The following is a 24,648-nucleotide window of genomic DNA, read 5'->3' on the forward strand; positions in this document are numbered from 1 at the left end:
TCGATGCCGACAGGTCGTGACTACGACGTCATCATCGTGGGGTTCGGCGCCGCAGGCGCGTCCGCCGCGATCGAGGCCGCCGACCGCGGCGCCCGTGTGCTGGTGCTCGACCGAGGCTACGGCGGCGGCGCCACGGCCTACTCGGGCGGCATCGTCTACGCCGGTGCGGGAACACCCGAGCAGCGCGCGGGCGGCTACTCCGACAGCGTGGAGAACATGCGCGCCTACCTCGGGCAGGAGGTGGCCGGTGCCGTCAAACCCGAGACCCTGGCCCGGTTCTGTGAGCAGAGCCCGGCACTGCTCGAGTGGCTCAAGGCCCAGGGCGTGCCGTTCCGGGGCGGGGCGGTGCCGTCGTACAAGACCTCGTACCCCACCGACGACAACTACCTCTACTACTCGGGCAACGAAAAGGCCTACCCCTACGTCGATCACGCGCAACCCGCCCCACGAGGCCATCGCGTGCTCGCACCGGGCATGAGTTCCGGGCGGGTGCTTTTCGAGCGCCTCCGGGATTCCGCGCTGGCCAAGGGTGTGCACTTCACGCCGCTGGCGCACGTACATTCGCTGATCCAGGACGAAGACGGCAGGGTCACCGGTGTCCGGTACACGGTCACCGACCCCAGGCACCGCAACGCGCGTCGGCACCGGCGCATCGCCAAGGCCACGGGCAAGCTGGGCACCTGGATGCCCAGAGCGGTCGCCGGGGCCGTGGCCCGAGGCGAGCGCCTGCGCGCCGAGGCCGGTGTCGAGGCGCACGCGACCGCAGGCGCGGTGATCCTCGCCGCGGGCGGGTTCATCAACAACCGCGACTGGGTCAGCCGTTATGCGCCGGAATTCCTGAAGATCTCGCCACTGGGCACCGTCGGCGACGACGGCACCGGGATCCGGTTGGGACTCGACGCCGGGGGAGTGACCGACAAGATGGGCAACGTCACGGCCTGGCGGTTCCTGTCGCCGCCCAGTGCGTTCCTGGAGGGGCTGACCGTGGGGGCGGACGGGCGACGGATCGCCAACGAGGATCTCTACGGCGCCGCGCACGGTAGCGTGCTCATGCGCGAGTTCGGCGGTACCGGATGGGCGATCTACGACGCCGCCACCTGGCGGAAGATCAAACACCAGATCACCGAACAGACCCAGGTGTTCCAGCGACTGCAGATCTGGTACCTGCGGACCATAGGCCACAAGAAGGCGGCCACCATCGAGGGCATCGCGGCCAAGAACGGCATCGACGCCGCGGCGCTGCGCAAGACCGTCGACGAGTACAACCGTAGAATCGCCGGCGGGGCAGGTGATCCCGCACACAAAGATCCGTCGCTGTGCCCACCGATGGAGCGGGGACCGTTCTACTCCATCGACATCTCCGCCGATTCCTCGCTGTTCTACCCGATTCCGGGGCTGACGTTGGGCGGTCTGGTGGTCGACGAGGACACCGGAGCGGTGGTGCACCGCGACGGCGGGGTGGTGCCGGGCCTCTACGCTGCGGGCCGGACCGCGGTCGGTGTGTGCTCCAACAGCTACGTCAGCGGGTTGTCGATCTCCGATTGCGTGTTCAGCGGTCGGCGGGCCGGCGCGGACGCCGTCGCGAAAATCTAGGAATCCCGCCAACAGTTCGGCCCCGGCTTCCTCTCGGAAGACCGGGGCCGGACTGTGTGTGGCTCAGCTGAGGACGAACGCGCTCAGCGGAGCCTCCTCGGGGTAGATGGCCGGACCACCGAGGTCGTATGCGGCGTTGAGCGCGCCGATGAAGGCCGGGTCGTGCAGCGGGTCGCTCGGGATGTCGAGCTTGATGCCCTTGGAGGCCAGGTCGTCGACCATCATGTCGATGGCCTTGTCGGTGGTCAGGTCGTCGGAGCCGTCCATGTTCTTCTTCAGCTCGTCGAAGTCGGTGAACACCTCGGCCGACCAGTGCACCAGGAACCGCAGTTCGTCGGTGTGATGGCGGGCGATCACGTCGTCACCGTTCTTGAGCACCCACTGGTCACGGTCCGCGGGATCACCGGCGAACACCGTGTCGAACGCCAGTCCGGCTGGCATCTGCTGCTCCAGTGGACCGTTCGCCTCGCCGCGGTGCACCATCATCTCGTTCTGCACCACCACGCCACGGTTGTTGATCGGGGGCAGGACCCGCTTGGGTGCCTTGAGCGGACCGTCGGGCCAGTAGGTGAAACCGCTGCCCTCGTCGAGGGAGAACCAGGTGATCACCTGAGCCATCTTGACCAGGTAGTCGTTGAACAGCCCGGACTTGCCCATCACGCTGCATAGCCAGGTCGGCGCGTTCTCGTGCCGCACACCGCGGAAACTGGGTGAATCCAGGTGTCCCGGATCGCGATTCGCGCACGGACCGTTGATGTTGAACAGCATCATCTCCGGCTTCGCGTACTGCGCACCCCAGTAGTCCTTGGCGTGGTTGAGGAACGTCTCGTTGTAGAAGCAGTCGTGCAGTTCGGGGTAGAGCACCGCACCGTAGTTGGCCAGATAGCCGCGGAACGTCGGGGTCAGGAACAGGTCCATGGACGGTTCGAAACCCTCGGGGAACATGCCGCTCATTGTCGCCATCAACTCGTCGGCCGACGCGAAGTGCTGCGCGATGATCAGCTTCCACGGGCCGCGATCGTGCACCACGTCGAGCAGGCGCTGCTTCTGGTCGGCGGTGTAGACATTGTCGACCTCGCGCGGCGGCGCCACGGGCCGCAGGATGTCGGACAACTCCATTCGCCGCTCATCGGTGAGCATCAGGGGCACTCCTTCTCTGAGATCCGGCGACATCCGCGCCGTTGCTTTTTCAATTCTGGTCGGCATCACCGGGGTTGGACCGAGCGATGTCCGGCCATCGGGAGGTTCAGCCCGCGAAGGGCAGGGGATCGGCGAACTTCGCACGCAGCAGAGCACCGGTTTCGGCCAGTGCCAGACGCCCGCGTGCGGTGGCCTCGTAGCGCATCAAAAAGCCGTGGTACATACCGGGATAGCGGGTGAGGGTGGTCTGCACACGCGCGGCGCGAAGCCGGTCCGCGTAGCGCTCGCCCCAGTCCCGGATCGGGTCGCACTCACCGGTGACCACGATCGCCTGGGGCAGACCGCGCAGGTCGTCGGCATAGGCCGGAACACGGTACGGGTCGTGCGGGCTGCCCGCGCCGATGTCGGCCAGATCGTGCATGTACAGGATGTCGTCACGCGACAACATCGGTGCGTCGGGCATCTCGACGATGGACTGTGCGCCCATGTCGCGGTCGAGGCCCGGGTAGAGCAGCACCTGGGCGAAGATGGCGGGCCCGCCGTGGTCGCGTGCGGCCAGGGCCACCGCGGCCGCCAGCCCACCACCGGCGCTGTCGCCGGCGACCACGAGGCGACGGGCATCGACACCGAGTTCTTCGGCGTGCCGGGCCACCCATTCGGTCGCGGCGTACGCGTCGTCGAACTGGGCGGGCGGCGGGTATTCCGGGGCCAACCGGTAGTCGACGGCCACCACGACCGCCCCTGCGGCCGCCGCGAGCCCGCGGGCCAGCGGTTCGAACGAATGCACGCTGCCCATCACCAGCCCGCCGCCGTGGAAGTGCAGGATGACCGGGGCCCCGTCGTGCCCGACCTGCTCGGGCCGGTACACCCGCACGCCGATCTCACGATCGGATGCAGGCACGGTCCGGTCGACGATTTCGGCCATCGGTGGCATATCGCTTGGCAGCGGGGCCGATTCGATCGCCGCGCGCACGGTTTCCAGTCCCCGGTCACGGACCGGGGCGGGCTTGCCGAACCCGGCGATGCGGGCGGCGGCGTCGGGGTCGAGGGGCGGGCCCTGCGGCGGGCTCGGTGGTGAGGTGGTCATGATTGCGCTCAGTGCTTGGCCGGATCGAAGCGGCGCTCGGTACGAAGCTGCGGAGGCACCTGTGAGATCAGCACCTGAGCGCGTTCGGCCATGGCCGAGCCGACATACTCGGGTTGGGTCAGCAGGTAGAACGCCCCGCGCGCCGACTGCTCGAAGATCGCCTCTGCCGCGTCGATGGGATCCATTGCGGCGGCCTTGATGTCGAGCATCGCCTCGCGCTGCGACTCGGCCGCGTTCACGTCGGCGCCGTCCTGCCCGGAGTCCACCCCGCCCGCTGCCTCGAAGATGTTCGACTTCACCGCACCCGGCAGCACCGCCTGCACGTGCACGTGATCGTCGTGACCGGCCAACTGCACCTCCAGCCGCAGGCATTCCGTCAGTGCGAGCACAGCGTGCTTGCTGATGATGTACGGCGCCTGCAACGGGACCGCGGCCACACCGCCTATGGAGGACAGGTTCCACACCCAGGCAGGGGACCCGTGCGCCATCATCTTCGGCAGGAACGCGCGCACGCCGTGGAAGACGCCGCTGACGTTGATGTCCATCACCCGGTTCCAGTTCGCCACCGGGGTGTCCCAGAGATATCCGAACTGTTCGACGCCGGCATTGTTCACCAGAAGGCGGACCGGACCGAGGTCCCGGTAGGTCCGGTCGGCGAGGTCGGCGACCGCGTCGGGATCACGCACGTCACACTTCTCGGCCACGGCCGTGCCGCCATCGGACCGCAGCTCGTCGCGCAGGGTCGCCGCGGCGGCCTCGTCGACATCGGCGAGCACCACGGTCATGCCCAACCGGTGGGCGTACCGGGCGAGACCGGCGCCGATACCCGCGCCGGCGCCGGTGATGACCGCGACACCGCCACCGAAGGTTTCGCGTGCCTGGCTCATGCGCCCGCCGGTGTTGCCGACTTCGCCCGGTGCTCGGCGAACGGGATCGAATCCTCGGCGTCGAGGATCACCGTCAACGATGTGAACACCAGGCCGTCGTCCGTGCGCCGGATGCCCGCGTCGACCACACCGGAGGACACATCGAAGGGCACGTTGTTGGTCACCTGGTTGACGTACAGGTAGAAGCGGACCTTGGTGACCTCTCCCTGGGGTCCGGATTCGGTGCCCGTGCGGAAGATGTTGGTGGCGTGATGGCGCAACGGGTACGGGTTTTCGTCGCGGTGTTGCCGCAACCACGCCAAAGTGTCGGCGCCGCCGTGCAGTTCGGCGGCCAAGAGCTCCTCGAACGGGCAGGTGCCTGAGTCCGACCTGCTGACGTACTCCATCTCGTCGGCGATGAACCCGGCAAGCACATCGAATTGACCCTGGTCGTAGTGGTACCAGAACCGGGCGATGAACTCCTGGACTTCGGGGAGCGTGATCTCGTTGGTCATAAGGGGAGTCAACTCCGGTGCCAAGGGCTCGGACACCGTTGCGCCCGGTCAGCGGAACAGCGGTGTCGGCTCAGCTGGTGATGAGCTCCCACAGTCCGGCCCCGCCCGCCTGCAAGGCCGCTGTCGTGACCCGTTCGTCCCACGACCGCACGGAACCGAACTCGCCCCGCCAGGCCAGGGCGGCGCGCGTGTACTCGTGCAACCTGTGTTCGGCCGTGGTACCGATCGCGCCGAACACCTGGTGGGCGTTGCGGACCACCACCGACGCCGCGTGCCCGCAGCACGACCGCGCCACTGCGACCAGGAATTCCAGGTGCGGCGCCGACCACGTCGTGCCGACTGCCGCGGTGAGGGCGGCTTCGGTGGCGGTCCGGGCCAGCGTCGCCTCGGCGGCGATGTCGGAGATCATGTGCTGGATCGCCTGGAACTTGGCCAGGGGCCGACCGAACTGGATGCGCGACGAGGAGTGCTCCACTGCGAGTTCGAGGATCGTGTCCATCGCGGCGCAGACCTGGACGGCGCGCACCAGGGCCGCCTTGAGGTGCAGTGTGGTCACCGTCGCCTCGGACACGGTGGCCCCATCGGCAGGCACGGCGGCGGACACGGTGTCGCGTGGCTCGCCGATCATGTTGGCACCGGCCGTGATCCGCACCTGGCCGGTGTCCACGTCGGAAACCGCGTGCTCGCCCGTCTGGGTCCGCCGCACCAGCACGATCCGCTGCGCGGTGGACGCCCACGGCACCGCGGTCGCCGTGCCCGATTCGTCGAGCAGGGCGACGGTCCGGGTTTTGTCGTCGACGGCAATTCCGGCGACCTCGAGCAGCCAGCAGGCCAGCAGGTCGTGCTCGGGAAGTCCCACGCGCACACCGGAACGCACGGCCGCCGCCATCAGTTCGGCGGCCTCGTGCCAGCCCGCTCCGCTGCCGCCGCTCTCTTCGGCGCCCGTGAGACGAGCCAGACCCAGAGTCCTCAGCTGGTCCCACAATTCGGGGCCGGCGGTGGGACCGTGTGCCGTGCGGTGATCGGCGAACACCGCGTTCATCATCGCGACCAGTTCGGCGTCGACGGTCATCGCAACCCCAATCCCCGCGCGATCACACCGCGCAGCACCTCGTTGGTTCCGCCGCGCAGGGTGAACCCGGGACGCTGGTCCACCGCGGCGGTGATCAGATCCCGCGCCTGCTGCGGCAGGGCACCGTGGTCGCCGCGGTGCAGGTCGGCGAAGTCCGCGATGTCACCCTCGGTGGTGGTGCCCAGCACCTTCACCACGGCGGCAGGCACATCGGCGGGTTCGTGGCGTTCCAACGCCCCGGCCACCGCCATCGACATGTGGTGCAGGCCGGCGATGCGCGCGACCAGGCGACCGAGATCCGCGTCGCGGCTGATCCGTTGCCGCGCCATGTTGTCGGTGGTCTGCGCCAGCAGCACGAATGTCGACAGCAGGCGTTCCGGGCCGCTGCGCTCGAAGCTGAGTTCGGAGGTGACCTGCTGCCAGCCGTTGCCGATCTGCCCGAACACCATGTCGTCGGGGACGAACGCGTCGTCGAGGATCACCTCGTTGAAGTGGTGGCCGCCGTTCATCGAAATGATCGGGCGTACTTCGACACCCGGACCGTCGAAGCGCACGATGAACTGGCTGAGCCCGGCGTGGCGGTGCGCCGGGTCGACGGGCGCGGTGCGGGCCAGCACGATGAACGCGTGTGCGCGGTGCGCGCCCGACGTCCACACCTTGGTGCCGGTCAGCCGCCATCCGCCGTCGACCTGCACGGCCCTGGTCCGCACGCTGGCCAGATCGGACCCGGAATCCGGTTCGCTCATCCCGATGCCGAAGAAGCACTGCCCGGCGGCGATCCGGGGCAGGAACTCCTGTTTCTGTCGTTCGGTTCCGTACTTCAGCAGTGACGGGACGATCTGCCGGTCGGCGATCCAGTGCGCGGCCACGGGCGCCCCCGCGGCCAGCAGTTCCTCGGTGACCACGAATCGTTGCAGGAACGAACGTCCGTGGCCGCCATATTCTTTCGGGACCGTCATACCCAGCCAGCCTCGGTCGGCCAGCGCGGTGGTGAACTTTTCGTCCCATCCGCACAGCCACGCGTCCACAGCGGGGGTGAACGTGCCCGCGGCGCGCTGCTCATCGAGAAAGGCGCGGACCTCGGCGCGCAGTGCGGTGGCGTCGGCGGGTTCGGTGTCCAGCGCAGGAACGAGACGGGGAATGGGCATCAGGCGCTGCGCCATTTCTCGATGCGGCGGGCGTGCTCGCCGTCGTGGTGCGCCAGTGGCTGCATGGCCGCGGCCATCCCGAGCGTGGATTCGAGCACGCCGGTGCGCGACTCCTGCAGGAGACGCTTGGCCATGCGCAGTGCGCGCGACGGATTGCGCACGATCCGCGCGGCCAGATCCTGGGCCGCAGAGAGCAGTTCGTCGTGCGGGACGACGCGGCTGACCAGACCCCAGTCGAGCGCGGTCGCGGCGTCGACCCGGTCACCGGTGAACGTCATCTCGGCCGCGCGTTCGTAGCCGATCGCGCGTTGCAAGAACCACGTCCCGCCGTCACCCGGTACCAGCCCCAACTGCACGAAACTCTCGGCGAACGAGGCCCGTTCGGAGGCCACCCGGATGTCGCACATCATGGCCAGGTCGAAACCGGCGCCGACGGCGGCACCGTTGACCGCGGCGATGATCGGCACCTCCAGACGCGCCAGTGCCCTCGGGATGCGCTGGATCCCGTCCACGTAGGCGAACCGCTGGTCGATGGCGTTCAGACCGAACATGCCTTCGCGGTCGGCCATCTCCTTGACGTTGCCGCCCGCGGAGAAGATCTTGCCGGACCCGGTGAGTATCACCGCACCCACCGTGGTGTCGCGGTTGGCGGCGTCGACGGCGTCCTCGAAGGCGCGGATGAAATCGCTGCCGGTGATGGCATTTCCGACCTGCGGAAGATTGATCGTCCACATCTGGGCGGCGCCGGAGGCACCGATCAGCAGAGGCTCCGATGCGGTCATGACTCGGTCACCTTTCGTGTCGTCGCGGTCACGGCAGCTGCAGGGACTTGGTCTGCAGGTACTCCTCGAACCCGAACCGGCCGAGTTCGCGGCCCACGCCGGACTTCTTGTAACCGCCGAAGGGTGCTGCCGGGTTGTACTTTCCGCCGTTGATGTCGAGCTGACCGGTCTGCACCTGCCGTGCGAACGCGATGGCGGTGTCGTCGTCGGCCGCCCACACCGCTCCGGACAGCCCATAAGGGGTGCCGTTGGCGATCTCGAGAGCCTCGTCGCTGTCGCGGAACGGAATGACCGCGAGCACGGGTCCGAACACCTCCTCCTGGCCCAGCTCGGAGTCGGGCAGCACATCGGCGAACACCGTGGGAGCCACGTAATACCCGGTGTCGCGGATCTTCTCGGGTCCGCCTGCCACCAGCCGCGCACCATCGCGCGATGCGCGTTCGATGAAGCCCAGCACGGTCTCGAACTGCCGCTGCGATGCCGACGGGCCGATCCGGGTGGCGGGATCCCACGGATCACCCACGGTGTACTTCGCCACCGCGGCCGCCACCAGGTCCAGCGCCTCGCTGTAGCGTGACAGCGGCACCAGCATGCGGGTCCACGCCATGCAGGTCTGCCCGCCGTTGAGGAAGGCGTTGCCCACACCCACCTTGACCGCGGTGGCCAGATCGGCGCCGTCGAGGATCACGTTGGCCGACTTGCCGCCGAGTTCCAGGGCCACCTTCTTGACGTTGCGGACGGCCAGTTCGCCGACACGGGCGCCGACCTCGGTGGACCCGGTGAACGACACGAAGTCCACGTCGGGGTGCGCGGCCATCCGCTCACCGATGACGCTGCCAGGTCCGGACACCAGGTTGACCACACCGGGCGGCAGGCCGGCGTCGTCGAGGGCCTCGACGAACTCGAACACCGACAGGGGTGCCTCGTTGCTGGGCTTGAGCACCACCGTGCACCCGGCCGCGATCGCGGGCAGCACCTTCGCGACCACCTGGTACAGCGGGTAGTTCCACGGCGTGATGGCCGAGACCACGCCGTAGGGTTCGCGCACCACCAGCGAGTTGCCGATGCGTTCGGAGAACTCGAAATCCGCCAGGGCATCGGCGAATCCGCGCGCGACTGCCAGCGGGACCTGGGTCTGCACGGTCTGGGAGATGCGGATGGGCGCGCCCATCTCGCGGGTGATGGTCTCGGCGATCTGCGGCAGACGCTTCTCCATCGCGGTGATCACCGCGTCCAGTCGCTGCCGCCGTTCGTCGACGCCGATCAGCGGATCGAACGCGCGACGGGCCGCGGCCACGGCGACGTCCACGTCGGCCTCGGTGCCGCCCGGGACGTGGCCGATGACCTCTTCGGTGGCCGGGTCGACGACGTCGATGGTGCCCGTTGCCGCAGGCGCCACCCACTGGCCGTCGATGTAGAGGGTGGTGCGGTCGTACTCGTGATTGGTCATAGCTGCTTTCCGGTTGTGTCAGGGCACGATACTGGCGCGCACGTCGCGCTTGTTCTCGGCCGCCGAGAACGCATCGTTGATGTCTTCGAGGCGGTAGCACGCGGCGGCCAACCGGTCGAAGGGAAGACGGTCCTGGTATTCCGCCAGGAAGGTCAGCGCGCGTGACAGCACCGCGGGATCGTAGAGGGAGACACCGACCATGGTCTTGTTGGCGAAGACGAACCGCGACGGGTCGAACTCGAACGTCTTGCCGATGTTGATGTTCCCGATCTCGACGTAACGGCCGAACTGGCCGAGCAGTTTGAGGCCCTCGTCGATGGCCGACGGATGGCCGACCACCTCGACCACCACGTCGGCGCCCTGCCTGTCGGTGAGCCGGCGAACGATCTTGACCCTGTCCTTGTCGGTGGTGGCCGTGATGTCGATGACCTCGTCGGCGCCGAAGGCCTTGGCCAACTCCAGGCGCTCGGGCACCCCGTCGATGGCGATCACGGTCTTGGCCCCGCGCGCTTTCGCGACGGCGACGGCGTAGAGCCCCAGAGCACCCGCACCCTGCACCACGACGGTCTCACCGAGTTGCAGGTCCACCCGTTCGAGGCCGTACATCACCTGCGACAGCGCACAGTTGGCGCCTGCGGCGATCTCGTCGGACACCGAGTCGGGCACGGTGTAGACCACCGCTTTCGCGGGCAGCAGGAAGTAATCGGCGTAGCCGCCGACGAAGTGCGGGGGTTCGTCGGCGCGGCCGAGCATCGCCATCTTCAGGTTCACGCAGGCGTTGCGCCGCCCGGCCAGGCAGTTGCGGCACGTGTGGCAGCAGAAGAAGTAGGGGAACACCACCCGGGTGCCCACCTCGAGCGGACGCCCGTCGGAATCGCTGTGCACATCGTCACCCAGAACCGCCACCACACCGACCATTTCGTGGCCCAGTACGGTCGGCAGCTGCCCACCGAGTCCGCGCGTGGCGAAGGTGCCGTGCCACGCGTGCACATCGGATCCGCAGATGTTGGCGCGTGTCACCCGGATGAGGATCTCACCGGGGCCGACCTGCGGAACGGGGACCGTCTGGATCTCGAACGGTTTTCCTGGCTCGTCGAAACGCGCGATGCGACCCGTGCCTGAGGCGAGCGTCATGGAGCGGAATCCTTTCCTCCGGTGTTGTCCCGCAGGCTAATTCCGCGACTGGTCGGCCTGATGGCCGCTTCCCGCCCAGCGGGCGCAATCAGATCGCGTCGGTTGTGGTCCGCGCGAACCGTTCCCGCAGCACCCGTTTGAGCAGCTTGCCGCTCGGGTTCTTGGGAAGCGACTCGACGAAGAAGACCTGTTTGGGTGTCTTGAAGCCCGCCAGACACGACCGGCAGTGGGTCAGCAGTTCGTCCTCGGTGAGTTCGGCACCGTCGCGGGTCACCACCGCGGCCACCACGGCCTCGACCCACGTCGGATGCGGCAGGCCGAAGACCGCCACCTCCTCCACGGCGGGGTGGCGGTAGACGGCCTCTTCCACCTCGCGGCTCGCGACGTTCTCGCCGCCGGTCTTGATCATGTCCTTCTTGCGGTCCACGACGTGCAACAGGCCGTGCTCGTCGTAGTAGCCGAGATCGCCGGAGTGGAACCATCCGCCGCGGAACGCCTCTGCCGTCTTGGCCTCGTCGTCGAGATAACCGAGCATCAGATGTGGGCTGCGGTGGGCGATCTCGCCGACCTCCCCGGGGGGCACGGGACGGTTGTCATCGTCCAGGATCGCGGTCTCGACGTTGATGACGGGGCGTCCCGCGGCGCCGGCGTGGGCGTCCTGTTCGTCGGGCCCCAGCGCCGAGGCCAGCGGCGCCATCTCGGTCTGGCCATAGAAGTTCCACAGGCGCAGGTTGGGCAGGCGCTCGCGCATCTCGGCGAGGATCTCGACCGGCATCGCCGAGGCCCCGTAGTACCCCTTGCGCAGGCTGGTCAGGTCCACCTGGTCGAACACCGGTGAGCGCAGCAGTGAGATCCACACCGTCGGTGGCGCGAAATAGTTGGTGACGCCGTACTTTTCGATGGTCCGCAGCACCAGCTCAGGCTCCGGGCGGGGCAGGATGATGCTGGTGGCGCCCAGATAGATGTCGGTGATGAAGAAGTTGTCCATCTGGGCGCAGTGGTACAGCGGCAGCGAGTGGATCTCGATGTCGGTGCCCTCCATGGACCCGGCGATGATGCTGCTGATGTAGTTGCCCATCAGGCTGCGGGTGGAGTGCATGGCACCCTTCGGGTGTGATTCCGTGCCGCTGGTGTACATCAGGCGGATCATCTGATCATCGGCCACATACGGGGCGGGGGCGGGGGAGTCCGTCTGCAGCCACCGGTCGAAGTCGGTCCATCCGGCGGGCAGGCCCTGGCCCGGCAGCACCAGCGCGGCGGTGGTGGTCACGGATCCGCCGAGGCGCATCGCGGCCTCTGCCGTGGGCACCAGATCGGCCTCGACCAGGAATCCGCCGGCTCGGCTGTGGCCCAGGATGAAGGAGATCTCCTCGGCCGTCAGCATGAAGTTGACGGGCACCAGCACCACGCCTGCGCGGGCCGTCGCAAAGGCCAGCACGGCGTACTGCCAGCAGTTGTGCGCCAGCACCGCGACACGATCGCCGACGCCGAATCCGTTGTCCTGCAGCGCCGCCGCGGCACGGTCGACGTGATGCTCGAACTTGGCGAAGGTCAACGTCACATCGCCGTCGATGATCGCCACCTTGTCCGGACACCGGCGCGCCGAACGGCGAGGGATGTCACCGAGCGCGTGGCTGCGTGTCGATGCGAGCACGGCCTGGAGGTCTTCCATGCCAACGACCCTAGGACGCCTGCGCGACACCCGGACAAACCACGTCCCGCTCAGTAGAAGAGGCCCGTGCCGCCGCAGCGGGACAGCCACATACTCGGCGACACGACCAAGGAGGTTCGATGACGACCGATGCGACCGTGACCGCGGACGGCACCAGGCTGGATGCCGACGAACTGCGCCGTAACCTGCGTCAGGCCGACGCGGGGGTGCTGGTCGCGGTGCTGGCCCAGCTCACCGGTGATCCGGCAGTTGTCGATCGATTCGCGCCGGGGATCTCCCATATCCCGGATCCCCCGGAACACATCGGTGTCGCGGACGACGAGACATTGGACCAGCTCGTCGAAGCCGTTGTGGAGGCCATGAACTCACCCCGGCCGCAATCGGCGCTGCCCGCCGACGACCAGGATCTGTTCCTGCGGATCGCACCGCTGGCCCTCGGCACCCCCGTCGGCCCGGAGTACGCCGGGCTGCTGTTGGAACAAGGTGGTTTTCACCCCTCGCAGCCGGTGCTGCCGCGGACCGCGAAGCTGCCGCCCGATTTCAAGGTGGTTATCATCGGCGCGGGCATCGCCGGTATGGCCGCCGCGCTGGAACTGGCCGATGCCGGTGTCGACTTCGAGATCATCGACCGCAACGACGAAGTGGGCGGCACCTGGTACACCACCACCTACCCGGGCATCGGGGTGGACACACCGTCGGCGTACTACTCGTTGTCGCGTGACGTCAACGGTGACTGGACGAGCTACTACCCGCAGGGACCGGAGTACCAAAATTACCTGAGGGCCGTGGCCGACAAGAACGGTCTGCGCGACCGCACCCGGTTCGGCACCGAGGTGACGGCACTGCACTGGGACGAACAGCGCGCGCAGTGGCAGGTGCACACCGTCGGTCCCGACGGCCGTCGCGATGTCGGCCACGCCAACGTCGTCATCCCCGCAGCCGGTTACCTGAACCGGCCGCGCTGGCCGGATCTCGAGGGTCGGGAGACCTTCGGCGGAATCAGCATCCATTCGGCGGAATGGGATCCGGGCCTGGATCTCACCGGCAAGAAGGTCGCGATCATCGGGGCGGGCTGCACCGCGGTGCAGATCGTGGATGCCTGCGTCGACCGGGTGGAACACCTCACGGTGTTCCAGCGCCAACCGCACTGGGTCGCGCCGCGCAAACGGCTGTCCGACGACGTTCCCGAGCATCGCCGGTGGCTCAACAACCACGTCCCGTTCCACGCCAACTGGGTTCGGCTGAAGTCGTTCTGGGGCACCGCCGACAACAACCACCCGGTGATCCTCCGCGACCCGGAGTGGGCGGCCGAACATCTGTCGATCTCGAAGGCCAACGATGTGCTGCTGCAGATCTGCCTGGACTACATCGACCGGACCTTCGGCGCGGGAAGCGAGCTCGCCGCCAAGGTCACACCTGATTTCGCGCCGTACGGCAAACGCATCATCCGCGACCCGGGCGGTTACTACGCCGCGCTGACCAAACCCCACGTCGACGTCGAGGCCGCCGAACCGGCGCGGGTGAACGAGGCGGGCATCGTGACCCAGGACGGCAGGCAGATCGATCTGGACGTCATCATCTACGCCACCGGCTATCACCTCGACTTCCTGTCGACCGTCGACATCCGGGGACGAAACGGGGTGCGGCTCAGCGAATTCTGGGGTGACAGCCCCAGCGCCTACCGCGGTGGTCTCGTGCCGGGATTCCCCAACCTGTTCATCTCGTCGGCGCCCAACTACAGCCCCGGTCACGGCGCCGGACACAACTTCGGTGTCGAGGTGATGGTGCACTACGTGATGGAATGCCTGCAGTTGATGGCCATCCGCGAAGCCACCACGCTGGAGGTCACCGAGGAGGCGTTCACCGACTACGTGCGGCAGATCGACGAGGCCATGCAGAACACAGTGTGGTGCCACACGCCCACGGCGCACACCTATTACCGCTCCGGCGGCGGGCGGATCGTGACGGCGTTCCCGTTCCGGCTGATCGATGTCTGGCAGAGCCACCGCGCCCCGATCGAGGAGGACCTCACTCTCTCATGACCAAACTGCTCAGTGGCAGAACGGCTCTGGTGACCGGAAGCAGCCGAGGGATCGGCCGGGCCGTGGCGCAGCGTCTGGCGGCCGAGGGGGCCGTCGTCGCGGTCACGGCACGCTCCTACGAGCCGTCGCCCTCGGTGCGGGCAGGCCAGGCGACGGCGTTGCCCGGCACCATCGGTGAGACGATCGAACTGATCGAGGCCGCCGGCGGAAAGGCCTTCGGCATCGCCGCGGATCTCGAGGATGCCGAGCAGCGCGCGGCGCTGGTCGACCAGGTGATCGAACGGACCGGTCGCATCGACATCCTGGTCAACAACGCCGGCTTCGCCGACTACTCGATCATCGAGGACATGCCGATGGACACGTTCGACCGCACGGTCGAACATTATCTGCGCACGCCGTTCGTCCTCACGCAGGCCGCCGTACCGCACATGCGGAATCAGGGTGCCGGGTGGATCGTGAACATCGGCTCGGTGACCGGCCTGGCGCCGGTGCGGCCCTACCGCGAGTACAACAAGTCCTCCGGCGACGTCATCTACGCCTCCATGAAGGCTGCTCTGCACCGGTTCACGCAAGGTGTCGCGGCCGAACTGCTCGACGCCAACATCGCGGTCAACGCCGTGGGACCCAGCAGCGCGGTGCGAACTCCCGGCGCCGCCAGCCTGATCCCGGACACCTTTCCCACCGAACCCGTGGAATACCTCGCCGAGACGGTGCTCGCGATGTGCCATCGGCCTGCCGCCGAACGCACCGGACTGGTCGCCTTCAGCCTGCACTACCCGTGGTCACAGGGTCTTGCTGTGCACAGCCTCGACGGCCGGGATCTGCTGCCGCCGCTGGAGCCGCCCGCGTCGGCCAACCCGAACATCCTGCCCGCGGGCATCTGATTCAGCTCAGCACCGGGCCGGTGATGCCGCAGAAGCTGTGGCACACCCGGTCCCGGATGATCACGTCGGTGGTCTCCGGGTCGAACCAGCGATCCACCACGGCCCAGTGGATCGGGTGCATCAGATAAGGGCCCATCAATCCGGCGACGTCGGTGAACTCCTGCTCGAACACATGGGTCCACGTCGTGTCGCCGACGGCCTCGGTCACCTGGCTCAACTGCCAACTCAGGATCGTGCCGACATGGCGGGGCATCGCGGCGAGTTCGGCTTCGAAGCGGGCCACGGCGTCCGGATCGGTGCCCGGCGCAACCCGCAGCAACAGGGTGCGATAGACCGATCCCGTCGTGCCCGCGGTCACCGGTGCGCCGTGATAGGTCACGCCGTTGACCCGGGTGATCGCCGGATCGCGAAGCACCGCAGCGACTTCCGAGGCCTGGCCCCACTGGGTCTCGTCGGTGAAGCGGAAGTGGGCCAGGATGTCCCCGCCGTTGCGTGAACCCGGATCGGTGCACTCGACCACCCAACGGTGCGCACCGGCGGTGGCCGCGGCCTGCCGCAACGCGGCCACGACGCGGTCGCGGTCATCTGCGGTGACGTCGACCAGACGTGTCACGTTGAACATGGCATTCACCCCTCGCACAAGATGTCGACATCGTCGGCCGCAGCCGCCACCGACCGGGTCCGTTCCTCCACCAGTTCGCCGATCTGCGACCACCATTCGCCCAGTGTCGGATCCGGCCTGCCCCGCCACGTCATCTGCCACCACGCCTGCGGGCCGGGTAGCGACCACGTGACGGTGACGGTGTTGGACCGGTCGTCGAACCAGATCGGCGGGCTGACCAGCACCCGCTCAAGGGTCATGCCGCGGCTGCGGGCACCGGGGGCGTATTCGGCGAGGTATCTATCGACGAATACTCGTGCCTGACCGGGTTTGGTGACAACGCGGTCGATGACGTAGACGGTGGCGGTGTCGGCCATGGACGAAAGACTATGAACTCCGTCGCCGGACTTCAGGCGCGCTCCCGGCCATCGGGAGAGCCGGGTCGATGCGGTTCGGCTGCGTGACACGGTGATCGGATGACCGACCTCAGCCCCGATCCGTTCGCTCCGGTTCAACTCGGTCCGGTGCGGTTGCGAAATCGTGTGATCAAGGCCGCCACCTCGGAAGGCCGCTCACCCGACGGCGTCGTCACCGATGACCTCATCGACTTCCACCGCGGGTTCGCCGAGGGCGGCGTCGGCATGACGACCGTCGCATACTGCTGTGTGTCGCCTCAGGCGGCGAGCGCACCCGGGCAGATCGTGATGGACGCCAAGGCGTTGCCGGGTCTGCGCAAACTCACCGACGCGGTGCACGGCGCGGGAGCGGCGATCTCGGCGCAACTGGGGCACGCGGGCGTCGTCGCCCAGAAGAAGCTCACGGGTGTGACGGCGGTGGCGCCGAGCCGGTTCGTCAACCCGACCTCGTTCGCGTACTGCCGGGCGATCACGCGCAGCGAGATCGCCATGGTGATCGATCAATTCGGTGATGCCGCCCAGGTGGCGGTCGACGCCGGCTTCGACGCGGTCGAGTTGCACTTCGGACATCTGTATCTGCCGAGTTCGTTCCTGAGTCCTCTGATCAACCGGCGCAAGGACGAATACGGTGGGGACATCGACAACCGGTCACGGTTCGTCCGCGAGATCGCCGGGCGGGTTCGCGAGGTCGTGGGGGACCGTGTCGCGGTGATCGCCAAGCTGAACATGGACGACGGCCTGCCCGGCAGCATCTGGATCGACGAAGCGCTGCGCACCGCGTCGCTGCTCGACGCCGACCAGACGTTGGACGCCATCGAATTGACCCAGGGCTCATCGGTGTTCAAGCCGATGTACCTGTTCCGAGGTGATGTGCCGGTGCGCGAGTTCGCGCAGGTGATGCCACCGGCGATGCGTCCGGCGGTGCGGGTCGTCGGCAAGAAGGCCATGGGCTCTTACCCGTACGAAGATCTGTACATGCTTCCCGCGGCACGGCAGTTCGTTCCCGTCGTGCGCAACACCAAGCTGATCCTGCTCGGCGGCATCACCAACCGCGACCACCTCGAGACGGGGCTGCGCGAGGGGTTCGAGCTGATGGCGATGGGGCGCGCACTGCTGCGCGAACCCGACCTGGTCAACCGGATGATGGCCGATGCGGGAACGCGCAGCCGGTGCAACCACAACAACAAGTGCATGGTGACGGTCTTCGGCCGCACGCACTGTGTGCTCGACCCGGATCAGCACTACGGCGCGGCGATTCCGATGGATTCCACGAGAGCGCTGATGTCCGAACAGGCCTGAGCGCGCGCCTGTCGGCACAGGTCCAGAGACGGCATCGTCATGAAACCGTGGATACCGCCCTCGAAGTAGCGCGTCACAGTGGGTACTCCCGCGCGCTCGAGGGCCTCCGCATAGGCCAGGCCCTCATCACGCAGCGGGTCGTGGCCGGCCACGACCGTGATCGCAGGTGGCAACCCGGACAGATCGGCGTGCAGCGGCGACGCGTAGGGATGCACGCGGTCGGTTGCGGCAGGAACGTACTGATCCCAGTACCACTGCAGCGCCGGGCGCGGGTTGTAGTGGCCTGCGCCGAAACGGCGGTAGGACTCGTTGTCGAAATCGGCGGCGATCACGGGGTACAGGAGCACCTGTCCGGCGAGGTCGGGCCCGCCGCGGTCACGGGCCATCAGGGCCGTGACGGCGGCGAGGTTGCCGCCCGCGCTGTCACCGCCGACCAGCAGAAGGTTCTCGGCACCGCCCAGATCGGCCGCGTGCGCGGCTGCCCAGCGTGTCGCGGTGAACATGTCGTCGGCGGCCGCGGGCCACTGCCCCTCGTCGGGGGCGCGACGGTAATCCACCGAAACGATCACGGCAGGAACACGAGTCGCGATGTCTCGACAGAGTTCGTCATGGCTGTCGAGATCGCAGAACACCCACCCGCCGCCGTGGGCCCACACCAGGGTGGGGAGCGGGCGGGTCGGGGTGGCGGGCCGGTAGATGCGCACCGCCACATCGCCCGAAGACCCGGTGGCGGTGGCATCTTCGACGGCGGCCATCGGCTGAGGATGGGCGGCCGGCCGGAACCTGGCTTTGATGGCGGCCCTGGCCTGCGCCCCGGTCATGGTGTGCACCGGGGGAAATCCCGAGTCGAGGGCCTCGATGATGTCCGCGATCTGCGGATCGAGCCCACTCATGCGAGCGCGAGGTTGGCAGCCGGGTGGCCGGCGGGGGTTCCCGAGGGACCGCCGCGCAGCGGGCGCATCTGCTGCAGGGTCGGCGCGACCCGCATCTCGGCGCCCTGCATGGCACGCCAGATGCCCAACGCGGTCATCCGCACCGGTGCGGCCATGCGGTGGTCGAACACCATGCGGTTCATCGGTCCGCACACCGACACCGCCGCGACCGCCTGACCGGGATCGCCGATCGGGGCGGCCACGCAGCCCAGGCGCGGGAAGGATTCCTCGCGGTCGAACGCGATGCCGTGCGCCCTGACCTTCGCGAGTTCGCTGCGCAGCCGGCCCGAGTTGGTGATGGAGTACTTGGTGCGGCGCGCCAGCACATCGTCGGTGAGCGCCTCGACGTCGCAGTCGTCGGCGTAGGCCAGCACGGCCTTGCCGACCGCGGCGCAGTGGGCGGGCTGCCTGCCGCCGACACGGGTGGGGATGGCCGCGGCCATGCGGTTGCCGACCTTTTCCATGAACACCACATCGGGGCCGTCGAGCACGGCCAGGTGCACGACGAGTCCGGTCGCGGCGTGCAACTCGTGCAGCTTGGGGATCGCTGCCTTGTGCAGCCGGTCCTGGTGGACCGCCAGCGAGCCCAGCTCGACCAGGCGCATGCCCAGTTCGTAGTCGCGTCCGTTGCGGCGGAGCCACCTCAGTTGGACCAGTCGCTCAAGCATGCGGTGGGCCGACGAGCGGGGCAGCCCGGTACGGCGCACTACCTGGGCGAGGGTCAACCGGCCCGGACCGTCGAATGCGTCGAGGACGAGGGAGATGCGGTCGATGACGGCGCTGGGCGTATCCGCGGCTGCACCTTTTCCACTGGTCACAGGCGATTCGACGGTGATGGTCATGAGGTCCTCCATTGGACGGGCCGTTACTACTAGTCGTCATATGACTAATAGGAATATGACTATCACACATATGTGCGCGGTGTCACGCTGTGGGGTCGTTTATGCGTCACGTCATAAGACAGGCGCCCCCGAACCGAGGTTCGGGGGCGCCTGTGAACGTGTGGACAGCGTGCGTCTACGTGGGGGGCCGGTGCTCACGGCTGCATCGCCCGCGGCAGGTCACTGACCCACTGATGGCCCCAGTAGCTGTCCGCGGTGATCTCTTCGGCGGTGTAGTGCTGCTCGTCGACCCGCATCCCGTCGGTGCCGAACTCGATATCCCAGTCGCCGGGAGCGCGCACGTAGAAGGACACCATCTTGTCGTTGGTGTGTCTGCCCAGCGTCGACGACAGCTGGAACCCGTCGGCGTTGACCCGGTCGAGGGCCTGTCCGACCGCGTCCAGCGAATCGACCTCCACCATCAGGTGGACCAGGCCCGGGTCCCGCAACGTCGAGGCGGGGCAGAGGGCCAGGCTGTGGTGGCGTTCGTTGACTCCGAGGAAGCGCACCCGTACGGGACCGAACTCCGGGGGCACGGGTACCCGGAATGCGCCGCGCGACTTGAAACCGAGTGTCTCGGTGTAGAACTCGAACAATCCGTTGACATCGAGCGCGGGGAGCACCACGTGCCCGAGGCCCTGATCGCCGGTGACGAACCGCGCGCCGAACGGCGTGACGACCGGGCTGTGGTCGAGCACCGGACCGTGGAACACCTCGAGGGAGGTGCCTGCCGGATCCTCGAACGCGATGGCCTCCTCCACGCGCCGACTGTCGGCTTCGGCGAGCGACAGTTGTTTGTGGGGCACACCCGCAGCGTCCAGCGCGCGCTTGACCTCCTGCAGGGCGGCGTGGTCGCGCACCTCCCAGCCGACGGTGACGATCTTGTCGACATCGCCGGGGGTCACGATGATGCGGGCGCAGCGTTCGTCCATCCGCAGGTACAGCGCATCCGGATCGGGACCCTTGCCCTCGGCGAAACCGAGTACACCGAAGGCGAAGTGACGCCACCGCTGCATGTCCGTGGCTTGGACGGTGACGTATCCGAGGCTCTTGATCATGCTCGTGGTCTCCTGCTCAGATCATCGCCCGCAGCGGGCCCTGTGGGTCGACACCCAGCGAACTGAGTGCCGAGGCGTGGTAGACGGTGCCCGGCACGTGGATGGCGTGCGCCTGCCCGACGTGCACGTCGCGCCAGTACCGCTGCAGCGGCTTGTCCATGCGGGCGGCGTTGCCGCCGCAGCGCGCGAAGATCTCGTCGACGGCCGACACCGCCCGCCACACGGCGCGGATCTGGGTGCGCCTGCCCGCGGCCCGGTTTTCGAAGGACACCTCTTTGCCCGCGGCCACCATGTCGTAGATGCGGTCGGCGTTGGCCAGGAGTTCCTGGCGCGCGGCGTTGATGTCCGCGGCGGCCTCACCGATCGCGTACATGACGTATGGGTCGTCCTTGACGGCCACACCGCTGGAGTTGACGCGCTGGCGCTGATAGTCGAGCGCCGCGGCCAGTGCGCCCTCGGCGATGCCGATCGTCGCCGAGGAGATGCCGAGCGGGAACATCGTCGACCACGGCATCAGGTACAGCGGTTCGGTCATGCCGGCCTCGCGCTGCGCGGTGCCGTCCATGACCTTCATGCCGTCCATGGTTCGGTACGCCGGTACGAAGGCGTCCTTGACGATGACGTCCTTGGAGCCGGTGCCGCGCAGGCCCACGACATCCCACGAATCGTCGACGATCTCGTAGTCCTTGCGCGGGAGGATCATGTGCAGCATCTGCGGCGGCATCAGCGGGGTGCCGTCCGCGTCACCGACCATCGCGCCCAGGATGATCCAGTCGCAGTGGTCGGTTCCCGAACTGAACTGCCACCGGCCGTTGAAGATGTAGCCGCCGTCGACGGGGACGGCGACGCCTTGCGGCGCATAGGGGGACGCGACCCAGGTGTCGACGTCCTGGGCCCAGATCTCTTCTCCCACCCGCGGGTCGGCATACGCGAGCTGGTAGGGATGGACACCGACCACGCCGTTGATCCAGCCGGCCGACGGATCCAGCGCGGCGGTGGCCATGACGGTCTCGGCGAACTCGCGCGGGTGGACCTCAAGCCCGCCATGCTTTTTCGGCTGGAGCAACCGGATGCTGCCGACCTGCTTCATCGTCTTGACCGTGGTGTCGGTCAGCTTGCCGATCCTCTCGGCCTCGACGGCTTGTTCGCGTAGCTGGTCGGCGAGTTCAGCGATACCGTCGATCACCCGTTTTGTCATGGAACCGATCGTGGACCGTACCGGGCACACACCGTCGGGTGTTTCCCGGTCAGCGGAAATCAGAACTCGATCCTTATCCGGTCCGACACCGGACGCGCCTGACAGGCCAGGAAGAGCCCGTCCGCGATGTCCTGCGCATCGAGAATCGGGGTGTCGCCGCGTTCGATCTCGCCGTCCAGCACGGTCGCCGCGCATGATCCGCAGCTGCCCTCACGGCATGAGTACGGCACCTCGACACCTGCGGCCAGCATGGTGTCGACCAGATTGCGGTCACGCGGCCAACGAAGTTGGTGCACCGTTCCGTCGAGTTCGATCTCGGCTTCGGCAGCGCCGGCATCGGTTCCGGGGCCGGCCGGCCCCGAGGCGGGCACGTCTTCGGCGAACGGGTCTCCCGACAGGGATTGGAACACCTCAAGGTGGATGCGTCGGCGCGGAACCCCGGCCTCCGTAAGCGCGGCCCGTACCACCGCCATGAACGGCTCTGGACCGCAGATGAACGACTCGTAACCGCTGAACAACTGTGCGAACCCGCACAACTGGGCCCGCGTCGGCAGGCCCTGGACCGATTCCAGCCAGTGCAACACCGTCAACCGGCCCGCGTGGCGCGCGGCCAGTTCACGCAGTTCGGCCGCGAAGATCACTGACCGCTCGTCGCGGTTGGCGTAGCAGAGGATCACCCGGCCCGAGCCGGCCGAGAGCACCGATTTGAGGATCGACATCACCGGTGTGATGCCACTACCGGCTGCCCACAGCAGAAAATCGTCGTCCAGGTTCGCCGGGGTGAACACACCCGACGGCGGCAGCGATTCGATCGTGGACCCGACAGAGACGTTGTCGCACAACCAGTTCGAACCATAACCACCGTCGGTGCGCTTGACCGTGACCTTGTGTGCGTCGTCGGTGTGCGGCGAACTGGCCAGTGAGTAGCAGCGTGCCACCGATCCCGTTCGCTCACTCGGGATGCGCAGCGTCAGGAACTGCCCGGGCCGGTATCCGAAGTGGTCGCGGTGTTCGTCGGGGACGGCGAACACCAATGACCGGGCGTCATGGCTCTCGTCGATGACTTCGGTGACCGTGAGCCGCGCGATACGCGTGCTGGATTCGACGTCGGACATGGCACGAGATTGTGACGGGCGGCGAGGGTCCCCGGCGGGTGGCGGGCCCAATGGACGGGAGGAAATCCCGAGGAATCCCGTCGTCCGGTGACCGGGAAGCACACCGGAAGGGGCCGCCGCGGTCTCCTAATCTGCGTGCCGTGAGTAGCACGACTGAAAAAGTTGTCGACGTCGTCGTGGTCGGTGCGGGCTTCGGCGGCCTGTACGCCCTGCACAAGTTCCGTGGTGACGGCTTGTCGGTCCGTGTGTTCGAGGCCGCTCCCGAAGTGGGTGGAACCTGGTACTACAACCGGTATCCGGGTGCCCGCTGCGACGTCGAGAGCCTCGACTACAGCTACTCGTTCTCCGATGAGCTCCAACAGGAATGGACCTGGACGGAGAAGTACGCCACCCAGGCCGAGATCCTGCGCTACATCAACTGGGTCGCCGACAAACTCGACCTGCGGTCCGGCATCACGTTCAACACGCGCGTGGTCTCCGCGGTTCTCGACGAGACCACGCTGCGCTGGCGCGTCGAGACCGACACCGGAGAAGTGCTCACCGCGCGATTCGTGGTGATGGCCACCGGTCCACTCTCATCGCCGTTGACGCCGAACTTCCCCGGGTTGGACAGCTTTGCCGGCGAGGTCTACCACACCGCGTACTGGCCGCACGAGGACGTGGATTTCACCGGCAAGCGCGTCGGGGTGATCGGGACAGGGTCCTCAGGGATCCAGTCGATCCCGATCATCGCCGAACAGGCGTCGCACCTCTACGTGTTCCAGCGGACGCCCAACTACAGCGTGCCCGCGGGCAACCGCCCGCTGACCGGGGAGGAACTCGCCGAAGCCAAGGCCAATTACGCCGAACGGCGCAGGAAGTCGTGGCGCAGCGGCGGCGGCTCGCCGCACGTGGCGCACCCGAAACTGACCATGGAGGTCAGCCCGGAAGAACGGCGCGAAGCGTTCGAACGCCGTTGGCAGCTCGGTGGTGTCCTGTTCTCCAAGACCTTCAGTGACCAGATGATCAACCCGGAGGCCAACGAGGAGGCGCGGAAGTTCTACGAGGAGAAGATCCGCGCGGTCATCGACGATCCCGAGGTCGCCGATCTGTTGATCCCGGACGACCATCCGATCGGGACCAAGCGGATCTGTACCGATACCAACTACTTCCAGACGTTCAACCGGCCCAACGTGACGCTGGTGAGCGTCCGGAAGACACCGATCGAATCGATCGACGCCACCGGGATAGCCACCTCGGACGCCCATTACGACCTCGATGCCCTGGTGTTCGCCACGGGTTTCGACGCGATGACGGGCACGTTGGCCAAGATCGACATCGTCGGCCGCGGCGGGCAGAAGCTGGTCGACGACTGGGCCGACGGACCGCGCACCTATCTGGGCCTCGGCGTCGACGGGTTCCCCAACCTGTTCCTGGTGTCCGGACCCGGTGCGCCCGCGGTGCTCGCGAACATGGTTCTGCACGCCGAAGCCCACGTCAACTGGATCTCCGAGGCCATCGGCCACCTGAACGAGCACGGGTATGCCGCGATCGAGGCCACACCGGAAGCCGTCGAGAACTGGATCGCCGAGTGCAACCAACGCGCCGAGGCCACCCTGTTCCCGAAGGCGAACTCCTGGTACATGGGCGCCAACGTTCCGGGTAAGCCGCGCGTGTTCATGCTCTTCATCGGTGGGTTCGGCGTCTACCTCGACATATGTGCCGAGGTCGCGAACGCCGGGTACAAGGGCTTCCGCCTGCTCGGGGCGGGGTAGCCGACCCGC

At 67.5% G+C, this 24,648-nt stretch carries 22 protein-coding genes; 5 read left to right on the plus strand and 17 right to left on the minus strand.

Translation table 11 applies throughout. The features are described from left to right. Positions 1-3 precede the first annotated feature (3 nt). On the plus strand, positions 4-1,593 hold the full coding sequence (locus AT701_RS14420) for an FAD-binding protein (protein ID WP_058126068.1): 1,590 nt from the start codon (positions 4-6) through the stop codon (positions 1,591-1,593). 63 nt (positions 1,594-1,656) lie between these two features. Here AT701_RS14420 and AT701_RS14425 read toward each other — a convergent pair whose 3' ends face one another. The 10 genes from AT701_RS14425 to AT701_RS14470 form a co-directional block, all read right to left on the minus strand. Continuing rightward, complete coding sequence (locus AT701_RS14425) at positions 1,657-2,733, minus strand: hypothetical protein (RefSeq protein WP_003894236.1); 1,077 nt, start codon at positions 2,731-2,733, stop codon at positions 1,657-1,659. Between the two features lie 106 nt (positions 2,734-2,839). Further along, positions 2,840-3,820, minus strand: a complete 981-nt coding sequence (locus tag AT701_RS14430) for an alpha/beta hydrolase (protein ID WP_011728646.1) — start codon at positions 3,818-3,820, stop codon at positions 2,840-2,842. An 8-nt stretch (positions 3,821-3,828) separates the two neighbouring features. After that, a complete protein-coding gene (locus tag AT701_RS14435) occupies positions 3,829-4,707 on the minus strand; it encodes an SDR family NAD(P)-dependent oxidoreductase (protein ID WP_058126069.1) in 879 nt (292 codons plus the stop codon). Further along, a complete protein-coding gene (locus tag AT701_RS14440) occupies positions 4,704-5,201 on the minus strand; it encodes a nuclear transport factor 2 family protein (RefSeq protein ID WP_011728647.1) in 498 nt (165 codons plus the stop codon). Before AT701_RS14440 ends, AT701_RS14435 begins: the two co-directional genes overlap by 4 nt. A gap of 70 nt (positions 5,202-5,271) precedes the next feature. Further along, entirely contained in the window at positions 5,272-6,273 is a 1,002-nt protein-coding gene (locus AT701_RS14445; protein ID WP_058126070.1) for an acyl-CoA dehydrogenase family protein, read from the minus strand. Then, positions 6,270-7,421, minus strand: coding sequence for an acyl-CoA dehydrogenase family protein (locus AT701_RS14450; RefSeq protein ID WP_058127624.1), 1,152 nt, complete (start codon positions 7,419-7,421; stop codon positions 6,270-6,272). The genes AT701_RS14445 and AT701_RS14450 overlap by 4 nt, the downstream gene beginning before the upstream one ends. After that, positions 7,421-8,203, minus strand: a complete 783-nt coding sequence (locus AT701_RS14455; RefSeq protein WP_058126071.1) for an enoyl-CoA hydratase-related protein — start codon at positions 8,201-8,203, stop codon at positions 7,421-7,423. Before AT701_RS14455 ends, AT701_RS14450 begins: the two co-directional genes overlap by 1 nt. A 28-nt stretch (positions 8,204-8,231) precedes the next feature. Then, positions 8,232-9,653 (minus strand): aldehyde dehydrogenase family protein, encoded by a 1,422-nt coding sequence (locus AT701_RS14460; protein WP_058126072.1) that lies wholly within the window; start codon positions 9,651-9,653, stop codon positions 8,232-8,234. 18 nt (positions 9,654-9,671) lie between these two features. Next, positions 9,672-10,787, minus strand: a complete 1,116-nt coding sequence (locus AT701_RS14465) for a zinc-binding dehydrogenase (RefSeq protein ID WP_011728652.1) — start codon at positions 10,785-10,787, stop codon at positions 9,672-9,674. Between the two features lie 88 nt (positions 10,788-10,875). Next, a complete protein-coding gene (locus AT701_RS14470) occupies positions 10,876-12,459 on the minus strand; it encodes an acyl-CoA synthetase (RefSeq protein ID WP_058126073.1) in 1,584 nt (527 codons plus the stop codon). Between the two features lie 119 nt (positions 12,460-12,578). On the opposite strand from AT701_RS14470, the gene AT701_RS14475 reads away from it, so the two are divergent. After that, positions 12,579-14,501 (plus strand): flavin-containing monooxygenase, encoded by a 1,923-nt coding sequence (locus tag AT701_RS14475; RefSeq protein WP_011728654.1) that lies wholly within the window; start codon positions 12,579-12,581, stop codon positions 14,499-14,501. After that, the gene (locus tag AT701_RS14480) at positions 14,498-15,385 is read left to right on the plus strand and encodes an SDR family NAD(P)-dependent oxidoreductase (RefSeq protein WP_058126074.1); all 888 of its coding nucleotides are present in this window, start codon (positions 14,498-14,500) and stop codon (positions 15,383-15,385) included. The genes AT701_RS14475 and AT701_RS14480 overlap by 4 nt, the downstream gene beginning before the upstream one ends. Position 15,386: 1 nt before the next feature. Here the strand turns inward: AT701_RS14480 and AT701_RS14485 are convergent, their stop codons facing one another. Further along, positions 15,387-16,007: a Dabb family protein gene (locus AT701_RS14485; protein WP_058127625.1), complete on the minus strand. Its 621-nt coding sequence runs from the start codon at positions 16,005-16,007 to the stop codon at positions 15,387-15,389. Between the two features lie 5 nt (positions 16,008-16,012). Beyond that, positions 16,013-16,363 (minus strand): hypothetical protein, encoded by a 351-nt coding sequence (locus tag AT701_RS14490; protein ID WP_058126075.1) that lies wholly within the window; start codon positions 16,361-16,363, stop codon positions 16,013-16,015. A 99-nt stretch (positions 16,364-16,462) separates the two neighbouring features. Here AT701_RS14490 and AT701_RS14495 point away from each other — a divergent pair, with 99 nt between their 5' ends. Further along, positions 16,463-17,701, plus strand: coding sequence for an NADH:flavin oxidoreductase (locus AT701_RS14495; RefSeq protein ID WP_058126076.1), 1,239 nt, complete (start codon positions 16,463-16,465; stop codon positions 17,699-17,701). On the opposite strand, the gene lipP1 is transcribed toward AT701_RS14495, so the two are convergent. From lipP1 to AT701_RS14520, 5 genes are all read right to left on the minus strand, one after another. Next, positions 17,644-18,594, minus strand: a complete 951-nt coding sequence (gene lipP1, locus AT701_RS14500) for a LipP1 family hormone-sensitive lipase (RefSeq protein ID WP_058126077.1) — start codon at positions 18,592-18,594, stop codon at positions 17,644-17,646. The two genes, AT701_RS14495 and lipP1, sit on opposite strands and share 58 nt — an antisense overlap. After that, entirely contained in the window at positions 18,591-19,475 is an 885-nt protein-coding gene (locus tag AT701_RS14505) for an IclR family transcriptional regulator (RefSeq protein WP_058127626.1), read from the minus strand. The genes lipP1 and AT701_RS14505 overlap by 4 nt, the downstream gene beginning before the upstream one ends. 194 nt (positions 19,476-19,669) lie before the next feature. Next, positions 19,670-20,572: a biphenyl-2,3-diol 1,2-dioxygenase gene (gene bphC / locus AT701_RS14510; RefSeq protein WP_003894252.1), complete on the minus strand. Its 903-nt coding sequence runs from the start codon at positions 20,570-20,572 to the stop codon at positions 19,670-19,672. Between the two features lie 16 nt (positions 20,573-20,588). Then, positions 20,589-21,770, minus strand: a complete 1,182-nt coding sequence (locus tag AT701_RS14515; protein WP_058126078.1) for an acyl-CoA dehydrogenase family protein — start codon at positions 21,768-21,770, stop codon at positions 20,589-20,591. Positions 21,771-21,829: 59 nt separating this feature from the next. Continuing rightward, a complete protein-coding gene (locus AT701_RS14520) occupies positions 21,830-22,885 on the minus strand; it encodes a ferredoxin--NADP reductase (protein ID WP_058126079.1) in 1,056 nt (351 codons plus the stop codon). A gap of 131 nt (positions 22,886-23,016) precedes the next feature. On the opposite strand from AT701_RS14520, the gene AT701_RS14525 reads away from it, so the two are divergent. Continuing rightward, the gene (locus AT701_RS14525; protein ID WP_058127627.1) at positions 23,017-24,639 is read left to right on the plus strand and encodes a flavin-containing monooxygenase; all 1,623 of its coding nucleotides are present in this window, start codon (positions 23,017-23,019) and stop codon (positions 24,637-24,639) included. Positions 24,640-24,648 lie beyond the last annotated feature (9 nt).

This window comes from Mycolicibacterium smegmatis, assembly GCF_001457595.1.
Taxonomy (GTDB): domain Bacteria; phylum Actinomycetota; class Actinomycetes; order Mycobacteriales; family Mycobacteriaceae; genus Mycobacterium; species Mycobacterium smegmatis.

Coding starts and splice junctions, on each gene's coding strand:
- bphC (WP_003894252.1), bottom strand. CDS start 20,572: ATGATCAAGAGCCTCGGATACGTCACCGTCCAAGCCACGGACATGCAG.
- lipP1 (WP_058126077.1), bottom strand. CDS start 18,594: ATGAGTGGGCTCGATCCGCAGATCGCGGACATCATCGAGGCCCTCGAC.
- AT701_RS14420 (WP_058126068.1), top strand. CDS start 4: ATGCCGACAGGTCGTGACTACGACGTCATCATCGTGGGGTTCGGCGCC.
- AT701_RS14505 (WP_058127626.1), bottom strand. CDS start 19,475: ATGACCATCACCGTCGAATCGCCTGTGACCAGTGGAAAAGGTGCAGCC.
- AT701_RS14470 (WP_058126073.1), bottom strand. CDS start 12,459: ATGGAAGACCTCCAGGCCGTGCTCGCATCGACACGCAGCCACGCGCTC.
- AT701_RS14485 (WP_058127625.1), bottom strand. CDS start 16,007: ATGTTCAACGTGACACGTCTGGTCGACGTCACCGCAGATGACCGCGAC.
- AT701_RS14455 (WP_058126071.1), bottom strand. CDS start 8,203: ATGACCGCATCGGAGCCTCTGCTGATCGGTGCCTCCGGCGCCGCCCAG.
- AT701_RS14430 (WP_011728646.1), bottom strand. CDS start 3,820: ATGACCACCTCACCACCGAGCCCGCCGCAGGGCCCGCCCCTCGACCCC.
- AT701_RS14495 (WP_058126076.1), top strand. CDS start 16,463: ATGACCGACCTCAGCCCCGATCCGTTCGCTCCGGTTCAACTCGGTCCG.
- AT701_RS14445 (WP_058126070.1), bottom strand. CDS start 6,273: ATGACCGTCGACGCCGAACTGGTCGCGATGATGAACGCGGTGTTCGCC.
- AT701_RS14450 (WP_058127624.1), bottom strand. CDS start 7,421: ATGCCCATTCCCCGTCTCGTTCCTGCGCTGGACACCGAACCCGCCGAC.
- AT701_RS14425 (WP_003894236.1), bottom strand. CDS start 2,733: ATGCTCACCGATGAGCGGCGAATGGAGTTGTCCGACATCCTGCGGCCC.
- AT701_RS14440 (WP_011728647.1), bottom strand. CDS start 5,201: ATGACCAACGAGATCACGCTCCCCGAAGTCCAGGAGTTCATCGCCCGG.
- AT701_RS14520 (WP_058126079.1), bottom strand. CDS start 22,885: ATGTCCGACGTCGAATCCAGCACGCGTATCGCGCGGCTCACGGTCACC.
- AT701_RS14435 (WP_058126069.1), bottom strand. CDS start 4,707: ATGAGCCAGGCACGCGAAACCTTCGGTGGCGGTGTCGCGGTCATCACC.
- AT701_RS14490 (WP_058126075.1), bottom strand. CDS start 16,363: ATGGCCGACACCGCCACCGTCTACGTCATCGACCGCGTTGTCACCAAA.
- AT701_RS14515 (WP_058126078.1), bottom strand. CDS start 21,770: ATGACAAAACGGGTGATCGACGGTATCGCTGAACTCGCCGACCAGCTA.
- AT701_RS14460 (WP_058126072.1), bottom strand. CDS start 9,653: ATGACCAATCACGAGTACGACCGCACCACCCTCTACATCGACGGCCAG.
- AT701_RS14475 (WP_011728654.1), top strand. CDS start 12,579: ATGACGACCGATGCGACCGTGACCGCGGACGGCACCAGGCTGGATGCC.
- AT701_RS14480 (WP_058126074.1), top strand. CDS start 14,498: ATGACCAAACTGCTCAGTGGCAGAACGGCTCTGGTGACCGGAAGCAGC.
- AT701_RS14465 (WP_011728652.1), bottom strand. CDS start 10,787: ATGACGCTCGCCTCAGGCACGGGTCGCATCGCGCGTTTCGACGAGCCA.